A 15,506-nucleotide genomic window follows, 5' to 3' on the forward strand; every position below is an offset into this window, starting at 1 on the left:
CCGTGAGTTCAATTCGGTGACGCCTGAGAATGAGATGAAGATCGACGCGACGGAGCCGCAGCAGGGTCGGTTCAGTTACGGTGCCGCGGATCAGATTGTGAGCCATGCGCGGTCTCGGGGTATGAGCGTGCGGGGTCACACGTTGGCGTGGCATTCGCAGCAGCCGGGTTGGATGCAGAGCATGAGTGGTAGTGCGTTGCGGCAGGCGATGCTCAATCATGTGACGCAGGTGGCGACGCACTTCCGGGGTCAGGTGGTGGCGTGGGATGTGGTGAACGAGGCGTTCGCCGATGGTAGTTCGGGTGCGCGTCGTGATTCGAATTTGCAGCGTACGGGCAATGACTGGATCGAGGCGGCGTTCCGGGCGGCGGACGCGGCGGATCCGAACGCGAAGTTGTGCTACAACGACTACAACACCGACAACTGGACGCGTGGTGTGCCGATCGACTGTGTCGGGTTCCAGTCGCACTTCAACAACGACTCGCCCTACAACAGCAACTACCGCACCACGCTGTCGAGCTTCGCGGCTCTCGGTGTCGACGTGCAGGTGACCGAGCTGGACATCCAGGGCGCACCGGCGAACACCTACCGCGCTGTGGTGGAGGACTGCCTGGCCGTGGCCCGGTGCAACGGCGTCACGGTGTGGGGCATCCGGGACAGTGACTCGTGGCGGGCCTCCCAGACCCCGTTGCTGTTCAACAGCAACGGCTCGAAGAAGCCGGCGTACGACGCGGTCCTCCCGCCGACCAACCCGCCCGGCGGCAGCTGCACCGCGACCCTGCAGGACGGCACCCGGTGGGGCGACCGGTTCAACAGCACGGTCACCGTCAGCGGCGCGAGCAGCTGGACCGTCGTGGTCGCCGTCACCTCGCCCCAGAAGATCTCCAGCACCTGGAACGGCAGCCCGACCTGGGACAGCAGCGGGAACGTCATGACCATGCGGTCGAACGGCAGCGGCAACTCCTTCGGCTTCACCACAATGGCCAACGGCAACTGGAACCGCCCGGTGGTCCAGTCCTGCACCGCCTCCTGACCAGCGGCGCACCCTGATGGGGCGGCGACGGAATCCGTCGCCGCCCCATCAGCCGGTCCGATCACTTTCCGACCGCTGGCCGAGCAGCCGCCCGGCGTCGCCGCGATCAGGAGGCGCAGGCCCAGACTTTGTCGATCCGGTCGTTCGGGGTACGCGCTGACAGCGTCGACGAATCCGAGAAAACGATCATGTGCGTCGCTGAACAAAGACCCCCCCGTCTATTCAGGACCGTGTGACGCCCCCCGATCCCAGGACGGTCACCAGTGTTGTCGGTAACAACGCCGATGCCGTTTCTGGCGCGCGTCACACCGCCCTCCCCGTTCTCCTCCGTGCCGCCGATCGCGTTGCCTGTCGAAGGCGCCCGCACACCTCGTCGTACGATGGCTGCTATCTGACAGTCACCGATCGGCGATCACGAAACTAGATATAGTCCCCCATGGATTGTTTGCCAATCATGTCGTGAGACTGACAAACAACTCTTCGACGGGGGACAACGTGGGTAGACCTGAGCGGCCGCTCGACCCGGAGGCGGGTGAGCTGGAGCGATTCGCGCTCGACCTGCGGAAACTGCGGGCGAAGGCGGGGACGCCGACGTACCGCCAACTGGCCAGACGGGCCCACTTCTCGGTGACCACCCTGGCGAAGGCGGCCAGCGGCGAGACCGTGCCGAGCCTTCAGGTGACACTCGCGTACGTGGCCGCGTGCGACGGCGATCTGGCCGAGTGGACCGAGCGGTGGCACAGTTTGATCGCCAGCGTGGCGTCCGCCGAGACGACGGAGGTCAGCCGGGGGCCGTACTGGGGAATGGCGGCCTTTCAGCCGGAGGACTCAGAATGGTTCTTCGGACGCGAGCGCATGGTGGCTCAACTGTGTGAAATGCTCACCCGTCTGCGGTTCGTCGCTGTTTTCGCCCCGTCTGGTGCGGGCAAATCATCACTGCTCCGCGCCGGCCTGCTGGCGGCAGTGGCGGAGAATCCCGGGAAGGGCCAGCCCGCCTGGGCCACTGTGCTGATGACCCCCGGCGAACACCCGGTCGAGGAACTCGCGACTCAGCTCGTGAATGGACAGGACCTGGCGCGCGGCACGGTCCAGAGCGAGCTGATCGAGGATCCGGCGAACATCCGCGCGACGATCGAGCGGATTCTCGACTCCCGTCCGTCGGTCGCACACCTGCTCATCGTGGTGGACCAGTTCGAGGAGCTCTTCACGCTCTGCCGCGACGAGGAGGAGCGATCGGGCTTCATCGCGGCGCTGCTCGCCGCGGCGGATCTTCCCAGGGCGCGTGTGGTGCTGGGGGTGCGGGCCGACTTCTATGGTCGGTGCGCGGCCTACCCGGCCCTGGTGGCGGCCCTGCACGAGCACCAACTGTTGGTCGGCCCGATGGACGACGAGGATCTGCGCCGGACGATCACCGGCCCGGCCGAGCGGGCCGGGTTGCAGGTGGATCCGGCGCTGGTGGAGATGGCCGTGGCCGACGTCGGCGGTCAGACGGGGGCACTGCCGCTGCTGTCCCACGCGCTGCTGGAAACGTCACGCCTGCGCCAGGGCAAGCGGATCACGCTGGCCCACTATCGCGAGTCGGGCGGCGTGAACGGTGCCATCACCCGGACCGCCGAAGGGGTGTACGCGCAGTTCGACGAGGGGCAGCGCGGGCTGGCCCGGGACATCTTCCTGCGGCTGACCGCCCTCGGTGACGGCACCGAGGACACCCGACGTCGGGCCCCCCTCGCCGAGCTGGTGGGCGGCGCCGACCCGTTGGCCGCGGCCGGGGTGCTGGGTCGGTTGACGGCCGCGCGCCTGGTCACCGCGGACGAGAAGGGCGTCATGGTGGCCCACGAGGCCCTGATCCAGGAGTGGCCCCGGCTGCGCCGCTGGCTGACCGAAGATCGGGAGCTGTTGCGGTCCCACCGCAGGCTGACGGAGGCCGCCGCCGAGTGGCATCGGCATCACCGCGCCGACGGGTTCCTGTACCGGGGGGTTCAGTTGGCGCTCTGGGGAGCCCACCGGGTGCTGGACCTCAGTGACCTGGAACGGGACTTTCTGGAGGCCAGCCGGGCCCGGGAGGCCCGGCGCCGTTCGGCCCGACGGCGGCGGACCCGGGTGGCACTGACCGGGCTCGCGGCAATCGTTGTGGTGGTGAGCGTCCTCGCGGCGGTGGCTCTGGTGCAGGCGAACCGGGCGGCGGCCGAACGGGACCTCGCTGTTGCTCGGCAGCTGACGGTCGAGGCCGGCAACCAACTGCAGATCGATCCGCGACAGGCCCAACGGCTCGCCAAGCGCGCGCTGACCGTACGCCCGACTCTCGACGCGGAGATGGTGCTCCGCCAGGCGGCCGTCAACGACCGGCTCCAGGCGATCGTGCCGATGAGCAGCAAGAAGGCCCTGGGCGTGGCGTTCAGTCCGGACGGGCAGCGGGTGGCTGCCACCGGGACGGACGGCGAGGTGCGGGTGTGGACCTGGACCGGGCGCGGCGTCTCCGGGCCGGGCCTGGCTCTCCCCGGCGGACCCGACGGGCAGCTCTGGAGCCCGGTGTTCAGCCCGGACGGGAAGCGGCTGGTCACCGCCGGCTCGGACGGTACGGTCCGGATCTGGCAGGTCGACGCGACCGCTGGGCCGATCGTCCTGCGCGGGCACGAGGGCCCGGTGTGGGGCGTGGCGTTCAGCCCCGATGGACGGCTGGTTGCCAGTGCCGGCGAGGACACCACCGTCCGGGTCTGGGATGCCCGCGGCGGCGCTCGACCGGTGGTGCTGCGGGGGCACACCAAGGTCGCTGTGGGTGTGGCGTTCAGCCCGGACGGGCGGCAGTTGGCCAGCAGCGGCCACGACGCGACGGTGCGGCTCTGGGATCTGGCCGACCGATCCGCCGCAACGACGCTGACCGGGCCGCGCACGGCCACCAGGACACTGGTGTTCAGCCGCGACGGCAGCCGCCTGGCCTGCTCCAGCAGCGATGGTACGGCGTGGGTGTGGTCGCTGACCGGGTCGACCGCTCCGGTGGTGTTGCGGGGGCATGAGGGCACAGTGGAAGGGCTCGCGCTGAGCCCGGACGAACAGTGGATCGCGACCACCAGCGACGACCTGACCGTGCGGATCTGGAACGCCGACGGCGCTGGCGACCCGCTGGTGCTGCGCGGTCACACCAACCGGGTCTGGGCGGTGGCGTTCAGTCCGGACGGATCGCGGCTGGTGACCGCCGCCGACGACGGCACGGTGCGGGTCTGGGACCCGGGCAGCGAACGGGTGATCCTGCGCGGCCACGACAAGGCCTCCTGGTCCGCCGCGTTCACCCCGGACGGGCAGCGGGTGGTCAGCGGCGGCGAGGACGGCACGGTGCGGGTCTGGAACCTGGCCGCGCCCGACGAGCCTCGGCTGCTCGGCCGCCACGACGGCGACGTCTACGGCCTCACGGTCAGCCCGGACGGCACGCGGGTGGCAACCGGCGGCAGCGACGGGACGGTACGGGTGTGGGACCTTGCCGGCAGAGACGATCCGGTGGTGCTGCGCGGGCACGAGAAACAGGCGTGGACCGCCGACTTCAGCCCTGACGGCCGTCGCCTGGCCAGTGTCAGCAACGACCGGAGCCTGCGCATCTGGGACCTGACCGGCCAGCGCGGCCCGGTGGTCCATCGGGTCGCCGAGGAGATCCGGTACGCCGCCTTCAGCCCCGACGGCACGAAGGTCGCCACCGCCGGCGCGGAGGGCACCCTGCGGATCTGGGACGCCCTCGGCGCGGCCGACCCGCTGCTCCTTCCCGGTCACGAAGGGCTGGTCTGGGCCGTGGCCTTCAGCCCGGACGGAGAACGGGTCGTCAGCGCCGGCTTCGACGGCACAGTGCAGATCCACTCCATCACCAGCGGCGTCGCGCCGATGGTGTTGCGAGGCCACGAGGGCCCCGTCTGGCACGTGTCGTTCAGCCCGGACGGGCGGTGGGTGCTCAGCGCCGGCAAGGACGGCACCGCCCGCCTGTGGCGCGCGTCGGAGACCGCGCAGTCGGTGACCTTCGACGGGTTCGGGGCGTCCGTGGAGACCGTGGACTTCAGCCCGGACGGCGAGCGGCTCGTCTCGACCCACGACGACGGCACCGTACGCGTCTGGCCCTGCCGTGCGTGTGCTCCGGTCCAGCGCCTGCTGGAGCCGTGAGCAGCACACTCACGGTGTCGGTGCGCGCCGTGGCGTCCGGTCGACGAGCGGATGTGCCCGGCGGTACCGGGCTGGGCGCAACACCGAGCCCAGCCAGCGCAGCTGACGCCGGACGTGTACGGCCTCGCCGCCCTCGTGACCGTTGAACGGGTAGACGTGCATCTCGCGTTCGGGTGGGACCGGCCTGCCGTTCGCGGCGCCGTAGTGGTTGTAGGCGGCGAAGGCCGTTCGCGGTGGGCAGACGGTGTCGCGCCGGCCGACCCCGAAATGCGCCGGGGCCGTCGCTCGGCGGGCGAAGCTCACGCCGTCGACGTAGGACAGCGTGCGCCAGACCGCCTCCTCGGCCTCCCGGTGCACGGCCAGGTACCGGGCGATCTCGCCGTACGGCGCGAGATCGGTGAGCGCGACGCTGCGACGCATGTCGCACAGGAACGGGGCGGTGGTCAGCACCGCGCTGAGGTCGTCGACGAGACCGGCCACCGCCAGGGCGAGGCCGCCACCCTGGCTGTTGCCGACCACGCTGACCTGGTCGCCGTCGACCCCGGGCAGCGCCCGGACCGCCGCGACCGCCCGGACCGCGTCGGTGATCAGGCGGCGGTAGTGGTAGGTCCGCGGATCGAGGACCCCCCAGGTGACCGGCGCGGGCCCGCCGGGCGCGCCGTGCGGGTCGGGGGTGTCCCCGGCGCCGTACTGGCCCGCCTGGCCCCGGTTGTCCATCAGCAGGTGCGCGTACCCGGCCACCGGCCAGGTCAGCCGTTCGTGGGGAAGGCCGCGACCGCGACCGTAGCCGGCGTACTCGACCACGGCCGGCAGCGGCTCCCGCACCCCCGCCGGGCGGGTGTACCAGGCGCGTACGGGGTCACCGCCGAAACCGGCGAACGTGACGTCCCAGGAGTCGAGCAGCGGCAGGTCGGTGGGCTCGGGACGGACGTCGACGAGCACCGGCGCGGCGGCCGCCTCGGCGAGCGTGTCCCGCCAGAACTCGTCGAAGTCGTCGGGCTCGGCGACCTCGGGCGCGTAGCGCTGAAGCTCGTCGACGGTGTTGGCGCAGTGGGGCACGGGTCCTCGCAGGGGCCGGGGTCAGTGCGGGTGTGTCGGTGGCGCGGTGCTCTCCCGGACGACCAGCTCGGTCACCAGGTCGATCCGGCTGGTCGCCGGCTCGTTCCCTCTCGTCAGGTCGAGCAGCATCTGGGTGGCGATGCCGGCCATGTCGCGCAACGGCTGGTTGATCGTGGTGAGGGCCGGGTCGGTCCAGGCGGAGAGCGGCAGGTTGTCGTAGCCGATCACCGAAAGGTCCTCGGGCACCCGCAGGCCGCACTGGCGGGCGGCCCGGAGCACCCCCATGGCCTGGATGTCCGACCCGGCGAAGATCGCCGTGGGCCGGTCCGGCCGCTGGAGCAGTTGCAGCCCGTGCGCGTGCCCGGCTCCGGCGGAGAAACTGCCGTAGCGGATCAGCTCGCGGTCGAGCACCAGCCCGGCTTCCTCGTGGGCCGACTGGAAGCCGGCGGCGCGGGCGCGGCTGCACAGCACCTCGGGTGGGCCGGAGATGACGGCGATCCGGCGGTGCCCCAGATCCAGCAGGTGCCGAGCGGCGAGCAGGCCGCCGTTCCAGTTGTTCGACCCGACGGTGGGCACGGAGGCCGAGGTCGCGCTGTCGGTGTCGACGACGACGAACGGTATGCCCTGCCGACGCAGGTGCTGCTGTTGCGCCTCGGCCAGGTGGGAGAGGACGAACACCACACCCAGCGGGCGGTCGGCGAGCAACGCCTCCAGCCAGCGTGCCGGCGGTCGGTGCGCGCCGTCGAGTTGGGCGACCGACAGCCCGATGCCGGCGGCGGAGGTCACCGCCTCGACGCCCCGCAGGATCTCCATCGCCCAGCCCGTGTCGAACTCGTGGAAGACGAGGCCCACCCGACCGCCGCTGGTCGCGTGTCGCCGGGCGCGGCGCTGGTACTGGTGGCGGTCGAGGCTCGCCTCCACCCGGGCTCTGGTGCCGGGGGCGACGTCGCCGCGTCCGTTGAGGACCTTGGAAACGGTCGCGACCGAGACGCCGACATCGTTGGCGATGGTCGCGATGGTGGTGGAGGCGGGTGGGCCGAGCGGGCGGTGCTCTGTCATCGCAGCCCCATACAACATCCGAAAGTTTCGGCCGACCTTAACATGATGCGACATTCACGCCAGTCGGTCTCGCCGTCGGCGTGCCCATTGGTGGGTCGTCGCGCGGCCCGTCGACGACGGAACGCCGATCTCAGGGTCACCGTGTGCAGGAAACAATGCCTGGTGGTCCGATTGAGACTCTTGACAGGCATCGATGGGGCACTTAGGTTGCCGAAAAGGTTGCGCAGGTTTCCGGAAAGTTTCGGATCGTGAAGTTTCGGATCGGGGCTGTTCCCCAGTCGGCATAGGAGGTCGTGGATGACATCCACCCTGCGGCCACCGCCGCCGGCGCCGCCGCGCTCACCGCAGGAGGCGCGCAGTCCTGCTCCGCGCCCACCGCGACGTGGCCGAAGCTGGCGGCAGGCACTGCGCCGGGACTGGCAGCTCTACTCCCTCGCCATTCTGCCGCTGCTGTTCTTCCTGGTCTTTCGGTATCTGCCGATGCTCGGCAACATAATCGCCTTCCGCCGGTTCAAGCCGGGCGGCAGCATCTTCGGTGAGTACTGGGTCGGGCTGCGCTACTTCCGGATGTTCCTCACCGACCCGACGTTCTGGGAGGTGTTCACCAACACCCTGGTGCTCGGGGCACTGACCCTGCTGTTCTGCTTTCCGCTGCCCATCGTGCTGGCGCTGCTGCTCAACGAGGTCCGGGCCCGCCGTTTCAAGCGGTTCGTCCAGTCCGTCTCCTACCTGCCGCACTTCCTGTCGATCGTGATCGTGGCCGCGATGGTCATGCAGCTGACCTCGATCGAGGGCACGGCCAACCAACTCGTCAGTCTGTTCGGCGGCGACCCGGTGGCATTCCTGCAGAAACCGGAGTGGTTCCGCACCATCTACGTCTCGTCCGAGGTCTGGCAGACGGTCGGCTGGGGCACGATCCTCTACCTCGCCGCCCTCACCACCATCGACGAGGACCTGTACGAGGCCGCCCGGATCGACGGCGCGGGCCGGCTGCGCCAAACCTGGCACATCACGTTGCCCGGCATCCGCCCGACGATGATGACCCTGCTGATCCTCAACATCGGCAGCTTCCTGGCCGTCGGGTTCGAGAAGATCCTGCTGCTCTACAACCCGTTGACGTACCCGACCGCCGACGTGGTCTCCACCTATCTGTTCCGGATGGGCTTCCAGTCGAGCAACTTCAGCTACGCGGCGGCCATCGGTCTCTTCGAGGCGGTGATCGGGCTGATCCTCGTCCTGTCGGCGAACGTCATCTCCCGTCGCACGGTGGGGACGAGCCTGTGGTGACCTTCGGTACGAAGATCGACGCCCCGAAGACCCGCGGGCCGGACGACAGCCGGGGTTACCGGATCTTCCGCGTCGTCAACACGGTGGTCCTGCTCGGCGTCGTGGTCGTGACGCTGTACCCGTTCCTCAACATCGTGGCCCGCTCGCTCAGCGAAGAGGCGTACATCATCGCCGGCAAGGTGAGCGTCGTCCCGCGTGGGTTCGACCTGACCGCGTACAAGCTGGTGATGTCGGACTCGCTGTTCTGGACGAACTACCGCAACACGGTGGTGTACACGGTGGTCGCCACGCTCATCTCCATCGTGCTGACCACCTGTTACGCGTACGTGCTGTCGAAGCCGCAGCTCAAGGGGCGCGGAGTGCTCGTCGGGGTCGCGCTGTTCACCATGTTCTTCTCCGGTGGTCTGATTCCCAACTACGTGCTGGTCACCAGCCTGGGGATGAAGAACACCATCTGGGCCGTGGTGGTCCCCAACGCCATCAGCGTGTTCAACCTGCTGGTGATGAAGGCGTTCTTCGAGAGTCTGCCGACCGAGTTGGAGGAGGCCGCGGCGGTCGACGGGCTGAACACGTACGGCATCCTGCTGCGGATCGTGCTGCCGCTGTCGAAGGCGATCATCGCGACGATGGTGCTCTTCTACGCGGTCTCCTTCTGGAACTCGTGGTTCACCGCGTTCCTCTACATGGACCAGCAGGATCTGCTGCCGGTCACCGTCTACCTGCGCAACCTCATCGCGGGCGCCACCGACGCACAGCAGTCCGGCGCTGCCGACGCCGACGTTGTGCAGGCCGCGGCCACCCTCCAGGCCGTGACGATCGTGCTCACCACAGTGCCGATCCTGGCGGTCTACCCCTTCGTCCAGCGGTACTTCGTCCGCGGCGTGATGCTCGGCGCGGTCAAGGGATGACGCCGAATGCCGCACCGCGGCACCTCCGAACCCACCATCGAAAGGACGAGCCATGCTCCACAAGACGTGGCGCCGCGTGGCGGTAGCCACCGCGGGTCTGCTCGCGCTCTCCCTTACCACCGCCTGTTCCGAGGACCCCGGTGAGTCGACGGACCTCTCCGGGAACCGGGTCGGCGCGATGGCCGACTACGGCGTCGGCGACCAGTTCAGGGCCAGCGAGACGCTCTCGTTCTCCACCCTCTACAACAACCACACGTTCTACCCGCTCAAGGAGGACTGGCTGTTCTGGTCCGAGTTGACGAAGCGGACCAACGTCACCATCGAACCGGTGGCCGTGCCGCTGAGCGACTACGAGCAGAAGCGCAGCCTGCTGATCGGCGCCGGGGACGCGCCGCTGATCATCCCGAAGACGTACCACCCGCAGGAGAACGCGTTCGTGGCCTCCGGGGCGATCCTTCCGGTGAGCGACTACCTGGACCTGATGCCCAACCTCAAGGACAAGATCGCCAAGTGGAACCTCAAGCCGGAGATCGACAACCTGCGGCAGGCCGACGGTAAGTTCTACCTGCTGCCCGGGCTGCACGAGAAGCCCACGCAGGACTACACGGTGCTGGTGCGCACCGACATCATGCAGGAACTCAACCTGCCGACGCCGAAGACCTGGGACGACCTGTACGCCGTACTCAAGGCGATGAAAGCGAAGTACCCGAACGTCTACCCGTACTCCGACCTCTTCAGCAAGCCGAACCCGACCGGCGCGTTGCTGAACATCCTCGGCTCGGCCCACGGCACCCAGGCGGGCTGGGACTACCAGCACGCCACCTGGGACCCGGCGGCGAAGAAGTTCACCTACACCGGAGCGTCCGAGCAGTACAAGCAGATGGTCACCTTCCTGCACAAGCTCGTCGCCGAGGGCCTGCTCGACCCGGAGAGCTTCACCCAGACCGACGACCAGGCCCGGCAGAAGCTCGCCAACGGCAAGTCTTTCGTGGTCACCGGAAACGCGCAGACGCTGGTCAACAACCACCGGCCCGACCTGGCCAAGACCCTGCCGAACGCGAAGATGGCCAAGATCCCGCTGCCGGTCGGCCCGGCCGGCGAGGTCAACCCGTTCCCCCGGCTGGAGAACGGCATCATGATCTCCACGAAGGCCCGGGAGAGCAAGAACTTCGTGGCCATGATGCAGTTCATCGACTGGTTGTGGTACTCGGACGCCGGCCTGGAGTTCGCCCGCTGGGGCGTCGAGGGCACCACCTTCACCAAGGACGCCTCCGGGAAGCGCACGCTCAACCCTGGCGTCGACTTCCTCGGCCTCAACCCGAAGGCGCCCAAGCACCTGCAGAAGGACTTCGGCTTCCAGAACGGCGTCTTCGCCTACGGCGGCAGCCCCGACCTGGTCCGCGGGTTCTTCTCCCCGGAGGAGCTGGAGTTCCAGAAGGTGATGGACGCGCGTGCCCCGCGGATGGTGCCTCCGCCGGCCCCGTTGACCGACGAGGAGCGCGAGCAGGTGTCGCTCTGGGAGACGCCGCTGAAGGACTTCGTCACCCAGAACACGCTGAAGTTCGCCCTCGGCCAGCGGCCGCTCGCCGAGTGGGACGCGTACGTGGCGGAGCTGAAGGCCAAGAACTCCGACCAGTACATCGAGCTGGTCAACAAGGCGTACGAGCGGTTCCAGAAGAACAACGGCTGATCAGCGAGGTCCGGTCGGGCGGCCAGTCGCGGCCCGACCGGACCTCGTCGTGAGCACCGGTCGGACGATCAGAGGAAACGACAGTGAGTGGCGCGGCCCAGACCTGGCGACAGTTCGGCGACGGACCACTGTCGCGGATCACCTCACGCGTCTACATCCTGCTCGTGGTCGAACTGCTCCTGCTGCTCACCACAGTGCCCGGCCTGCTCCCGTTGCTGCTGCTGGACCGCGACCCCAGCAACCTGCCGCTGGTCGCGCTCCTCCTGGTACCTGTCGGTCCGGCCCTCTCCGCCGCCCTGTACGTCCTGCGCCACCAGCGAACCGACCTGACCGACCTGCGCCCGGCCGCGGTGTTCTGGCGCGGCTACCGGGCGAACGCGTTCGGGGTGCTGCGCATCTGGGTGCCGACGCTGCTGTGGTTGGCCGTGCTCGCCCTGAACCTCGCCTACCGGGACGCGATCGGCCTGGCGACCTGGTGGACGGTGCCGTTGGTGCTGATCGCGGTGGCGGTGACACTCGGCGCGGCCAACGCCCTGGTGATCACCTCGCTGTTCGACTTCCGCACCCGGGACGTGCTCCGACTGGCGGTGCACTTCCTCGTGCGTACCCCGGCGGTCACCGTCGGGAACGTCCTGCTGCTGGCCGCGGCGGCCGGGGTCACCGCGGTCCTCTCCGAGGCGGTGCTGACGCTGCTCGCGTCGATCGCCGCCCTGGCGTTCCTGCGCGTCAGCGAGCCGATGATCCACCTGATTCGGAAGGAGTTCACGACATGAGCCTGCCCCTGAGCGCCACGGTGCCCTTCGGGGGCGACCACAACCCGCGACAGGAGACCGAACCGCCGTCGGCGCTCGCCACCCCGCGACTGCCGGCGTACCGGGTCGTCGTGCTGGAGGGAGACCGGTGAACGCCGAAGAGTCAGTGGACCTGGAGCAGTTGATGTTCGTCGACGAGCCGATGGATGGTGACGGGCCGCGGGTCCACCCGGCCTGGTTGCCCCCGGAGGCGTTCCGGTCGCTCGGTGCGCGCCGCGTCCTCCTGCACGGCGAGGGGTTGCTCGTCGACACTGTCCTCGACGAGGTCTCACGGGCCTGCGCGCGCTACGGCGGGCTGGTGTGGCACTCCCCGTCCTGGGATGTCGACGTCGACCTGGTGCTCGCCCTGCGCGACGCCGCTGAGCTGCCCAACCCGTCGGTTGAGGCGGCCCGTGCCGCCGGTGAGGCGGCGCTGGTCGAGCTGGGCGACGGCGAGACGCTCGGCGACGAGGGTTTCGTGTTGGCGCGGGCCGGTGACGTGACGGTCGTGCTGGCCGACGCGCCGGCCGGCCTGCTGTACGGGCTCTTCCACGTGGTCCGGCTCTGCGCGGCGGCCTTCGACCCGGCCCGCCCGCCGGAGTGGCACCGGCCGGCGCTGCGCCGGCGGATGCTGAACCACTGGGACAACGTCGCTGTGCACCCGGTGATGGGCCAGGTCGAACGGGGGTACGCCGGCGGTTCGATCTTCTGGCGGGACGGCCGTTCGCGCGGCGACCTGGACCGGGTGCGGGAGTACGCGCGGCTGTTGGCGTCCTGCGGGGTCAACGCGATCTCGGTGAACAACGTCAACGTGGTCCGCACCGAGGCGCTGCTGCTCACCGAACGGCTCGGTGACGTGGCCGAGATCGCGGACGTGCTGCGCCGCTACGGCATCCGGGTGCACCTGTCGGTCAGCTTCGCCGCGCCGGTGCTCCTCGGTGGCCTGTCGACCGCCGACCCCCTCGACGAGAACGTGCGGGTCTGGTGGGCCGCGACCACCCGGCGGGTGTACGAGCGCATCCCGGACTTCGGCGGTTACCTGGTGAAGGCCGACTCGGAGGGGCAGCCGGGCCCGTTCACGTACGGCCGTGACCACGCCGACGGCGCGAACCTGCTGGCCGAGGCGCTCGCCCCGCACGGGGGAGTGGTGCACTGGCGGGCGTTCGTCTACAACCACCACCAGGACTGGCGGGACCGGTCCACCGACCGGGCGCGGGCCGCCTACGATCACTTCGCCCCGCTCGACGGGCGCTTCCGCACCAACGTGGTCGTCCAGGTGAAGTTCGGTCCGGTGGACTTCCAGACGCGGGAGCCGATCTCACCGGTGCTCGCCGCGATGCCGGCGACCCGGTTGGCGGTGGAGTTGCAGGTCACCCAGGAGTACACGGGCCAGCAGCGGCACGTCTGCCACCTCGGTCCGTGGTGGAGTGAGGTGCTCAGCTTCGCCCCCTGGGGGCCCGGCGGGCGGACGATCGCCGACGTGGTCACCGGGGAGGCGGGGGCGGGCGGCGGGATGGTCGCCGTCGCCAACGTCGGCGACGACCCGTTCTGGACCGGGCATCCGTTGGCGCAGGCCAACCTGTACTCGTTCGGCCGGCTGGCCTGGGACCCGCGGCGGGACCCGACGGCGGTCCTCGACGAGTGGATCACGCTGACCTTCCCGCCGTCGGCGACCGCCGACGCGGAGCTGGTGCGGCGTACCCTGCACGAGATCATGGACGACTCGTGGCGCACCTACGAGCGCTACACCGCCCCGCTGGGCGTCGGCTTCATGGTCAACCCCGGCGACCACTACGGCCCCGGCGTCGACGGGTACGAGTACACGCGGTGGGGCACCTACCACTTCGCCGACCGCGACGGCGTCGGCGTGGACCGCAGCCGCGCGTCGGGCACCGGTTTCACCGGCCAGTACCCGCCGTACTGGGCGCAGGTGTACGAGTCACCCGAGAGCTGCCCCGACGAGCTGTTGCTCTTCTTCCACCACGTGCCGTACGGGCATGTGCTGCACAGCGGCTCGACGGTCATCCAGCACATCTACGACACCCACTTCGCGGGGGTGGAGGAGGTGACGGCGATGCGGCGACGGTGGCAGCGGCTCAACGGCATGATCGACCCGAGCGTGTACGAGCGGGTCGCCGAACGCCTGGAGGAGCAGGTGCGGTGTGCCACCGAGTGGCGCGACCAGATCAACACGTACTTCTTCCGCAAGTCCGGGGTGCCGGACGAGCGAGGGCGGGACATCTACTGAGCGGCGACCGAGGGCCCGACCACCCGGTCGGGCCGTCGGTCACCTCGCGCTCACCGGGGTCTGCGCGTACCGATAATGTCCCGGTAATTTCTCGCGACCTGTAGTCGCTGATCATGCCGGTCGATGTCGGTGGTAGCGCAGGTGGCCGCCGGAACCGCTGCGGCGAAAGGTTTCCGGAAGTCTTGACAATCGAACGTGCTCGATTGAAGCTGGCATGGTCACGCGAGCCGCGGTCAAGGTCGGGCGAAGGGCAGTCCTCGACTCAAGTCCCCTTCCACGCGCCTTTTTTCGCAAGGGATCGCGACGATGACACTCAAGACGAAAACGCTCGGCGTCGTCATGGCTGCCGTGACGTTGGCCGCCGCCGCGCTGACGTTCGCCACCCCCGCGTCGGCGGCGACGCTCACGCAGGTGACCAACTTCGGCACCAACCCCACCAACCTGCAGATGCACCTGTACGTCCCGGACCGGGTGGCGACCCGACCGGCGATTCTCCTGGCGATGCACTACTGCACCGGGACGGGCCCCGCGTTCCACTCGGGCACGCAGTACGCATCCCTGGCGGACCGGTACGGGTTCATCGTGATCTACCCGTCGGCAACCCGCAGCAGTAAGTGCTGGGACGTCTACTCGCCGCAGGCGTTGCGCCGTGGCGGCGGCAGCGACCCGGTCGGGCTGATGTCCATGGTCGACTACGTGAAGCAGCGCTACTCCGCCGACCCCGCGCGGATCTTCGCCACCGGCACCTCGTCCGGCGCGATGATGACCAACGTCATGCTGGGTGACTACCCGGACGTCTTCGCGGCGGGCGCCTCGTTCGCCGGGGTTCCGTTCGCCTGTTTCGCCACCGGCGGCACCTCGGAGTGGAACAGCCAGTGCGCGAACGGGCAACTCATCCGGACCGCGCAGCAGTGGGGTGACCTCGTCCGGGAGGCGTACCCCGGCTACACCGGACAGCGACCCCGGATGCAGATCTGGCACGGCACCAACGATGAGACGCTGCGCTACCCGAACTTCGGTGAGCAGGTCAAGCAGTGGACCAACGTGCACGGGCTGAGCCAGACCCCGACGTACACCGACTCCCCGCAGTCCGGCTACACCCGCACCCGGTACGGCAGCAGCGGCCCGATGGCGCCGGTCGAGGCGATCAGCATGCAGGGTGTCACGCACAACCTTCCGGTCGACGCCGCGCAGGTGATCCGCTTCTTCGGGCTGGACGGGACCGCACCGCCGACCACCCCGCCCCCGACCACCCCACCCCCGACCACCCCACCCCCGACCACCCCACCCC

Annotated in this window: 11 protein-coding genes; 9 read left to right on the top strand and 2 right to left on the bottom strand. The window is 69.4% G+C overall.

The genetic code is table 11. The features are described 5' to 3' along the window. Together IF22_RS0132280 and IF22_RS0132285 are read left to right on the top strand one after the other, a co-directional pair. A partial coding sequence (locus IF22_RS0132280) for a glycoside hydrolase family 10 protein (RefSeq protein WP_030338242.1) occupies positions 1 to 1,033 on the top strand: 1,033 nt, incomplete at its 5' end. Positions 1,034 to 1,528: 495 nt separating this feature from the next. Then, positions 1,529 to 5,173: an nSTAND1 domain-containing NTPase gene (locus IF22_RS0132285; RefSeq protein WP_051708924.1), complete on the top strand. Its 3,645-nt coding sequence runs from the start codon at positions 1,529 to 1,531 to the stop codon at positions 5,171 to 5,173. Between the two features lie 9 nt (positions 5,174 to 5,182). On the opposite strand, the gene IF22_RS0132290 is transcribed toward IF22_RS0132285, so the two are convergent. Then, positions 5,183 to 6,232 (bottom strand): acetylxylan esterase, encoded by a 1,050-nt coding sequence (locus IF22_RS0132290; RefSeq protein ID WP_051708925.1) that lies wholly within the window; start codon positions 6,230 to 6,232, stop codon positions 5,183 to 5,185. A gap of 21 nt (positions 6,233 to 6,253) precedes the next feature. Further along, positions 6,254 to 7,291, bottom strand: a complete 1,038-nt coding sequence (locus tag IF22_RS0132295; RefSeq protein WP_030338248.1) for a LacI family DNA-binding transcriptional regulator — start codon at positions 7,289 to 7,291, stop codon at positions 6,254 to 6,256. Between the two features lie 297 nt (positions 7,292 to 7,588). On the opposite strand from IF22_RS0132295, the gene IF22_RS0132300 reads away from it, so the two are divergent. The 7 genes from IF22_RS0132300 to IF22_RS0132330 all read left to right on the top strand — a co-directional run. After that, the gene (locus tag IF22_RS0132300) at positions 7,589 to 8,578 is read left to right on the top strand and encodes an ABC transporter permease (RefSeq protein WP_030338250.1); all 990 of its coding nucleotides are present in this window, start codon (positions 7,589 to 7,591) and stop codon (positions 8,576 to 8,578) included. Further along, complete coding sequence (locus IF22_RS0132305; protein ID WP_245233805.1) at positions 8,575 to 9,486, top strand: carbohydrate ABC transporter permease; 912 nt, start codon at positions 8,575 to 8,577, stop codon at positions 9,484 to 9,486. The genes IF22_RS0132300 and IF22_RS0132305 overlap by 4 nt, the downstream gene beginning before the upstream one ends. A 52-nt stretch (positions 9,487 to 9,538) precedes the next feature. Next, complete coding sequence (locus tag IF22_RS0132310; protein ID WP_030338253.1) at positions 9,539 to 11,176, top strand: ABC transporter substrate-binding protein; 1,638 nt, start codon at positions 9,539 to 9,541, stop codon at positions 11,174 to 11,176. 83 nt (positions 11,177 to 11,259) lie between these two features. Further along, positions 11,260 to 11,949, top strand: a complete 690-nt coding sequence (locus tag IF22_RS0132315) for a DUF624 domain-containing protein (protein WP_030338255.1) — start codon at positions 11,260 to 11,262, stop codon at positions 11,947 to 11,949. Beyond that, positions 11,946 to 12,080 carry a hypothetical protein gene (locus IF22_RS36265; RefSeq protein WP_280940618.1) on the top strand — a complete coding sequence of 45 codons (135 nt, stop codon included), beginning with the start codon at positions 11,946 to 11,948 and terminating at the stop codon, positions 12,078 to 12,080. Before IF22_RS0132315 ends, IF22_RS36265 begins: the two co-directional genes overlap by 4 nt. Further along, entirely contained in the window at positions 12,077 to 14,215 is a 2,139-nt protein-coding gene (locus IF22_RS0132325) for an alpha-glucuronidase (RefSeq protein WP_245233806.1), read from the top strand. Before IF22_RS36265 ends, IF22_RS0132325 begins: the two co-directional genes overlap by 4 nt. A 306-nt stretch (positions 14,216 to 14,521) precedes the next feature. Beyond that, on the top strand, positions 14,522 to 15,506 hold a 985-nt coding region (locus tag IF22_RS0132330), incomplete at its 3' end, for an extracellular catalytic domain type 1 short-chain-length polyhydroxyalkanoate depolymerase (RefSeq protein WP_036412851.1).

The organism is Micromonospora parva, assembly GCF_000718515.1.
In the GTDB taxonomy this organism is placed as follows: domain Bacteria; phylum Actinomycetota; class Actinomycetes; order Mycobacteriales; family Micromonosporaceae; genus Micromonospora; species Micromonospora parva.

Coding starts and splice junctions, on each gene's coding strand:
- IF22_RS0132295 (WP_030338248.1), bottom strand. CDS start 7,291: ATGACAGAGCACCGCCCGCTCGGCCCACCCGCCTCCACCACCATCGCG.
- IF22_RS0132300 (WP_030338250.1), top strand. CDS start 7,589: ATGACATCCACCCTGCGGCCACCGCCGCCGGCGCCGCCGCGCTCACCG.
- IF22_RS0132310 (WP_030338253.1), top strand. CDS start 9,539: ATGCTCCACAAGACGTGGCGCCGCGTGGCGGTAGCCACCGCGGGTCTG.
- IF22_RS36265 (WP_280940618.1), top strand. CDS start 11,946: ATGAGCCTGCCCCTGAGCGCCACGGTGCCCTTCGGGGGCGACCACAAC.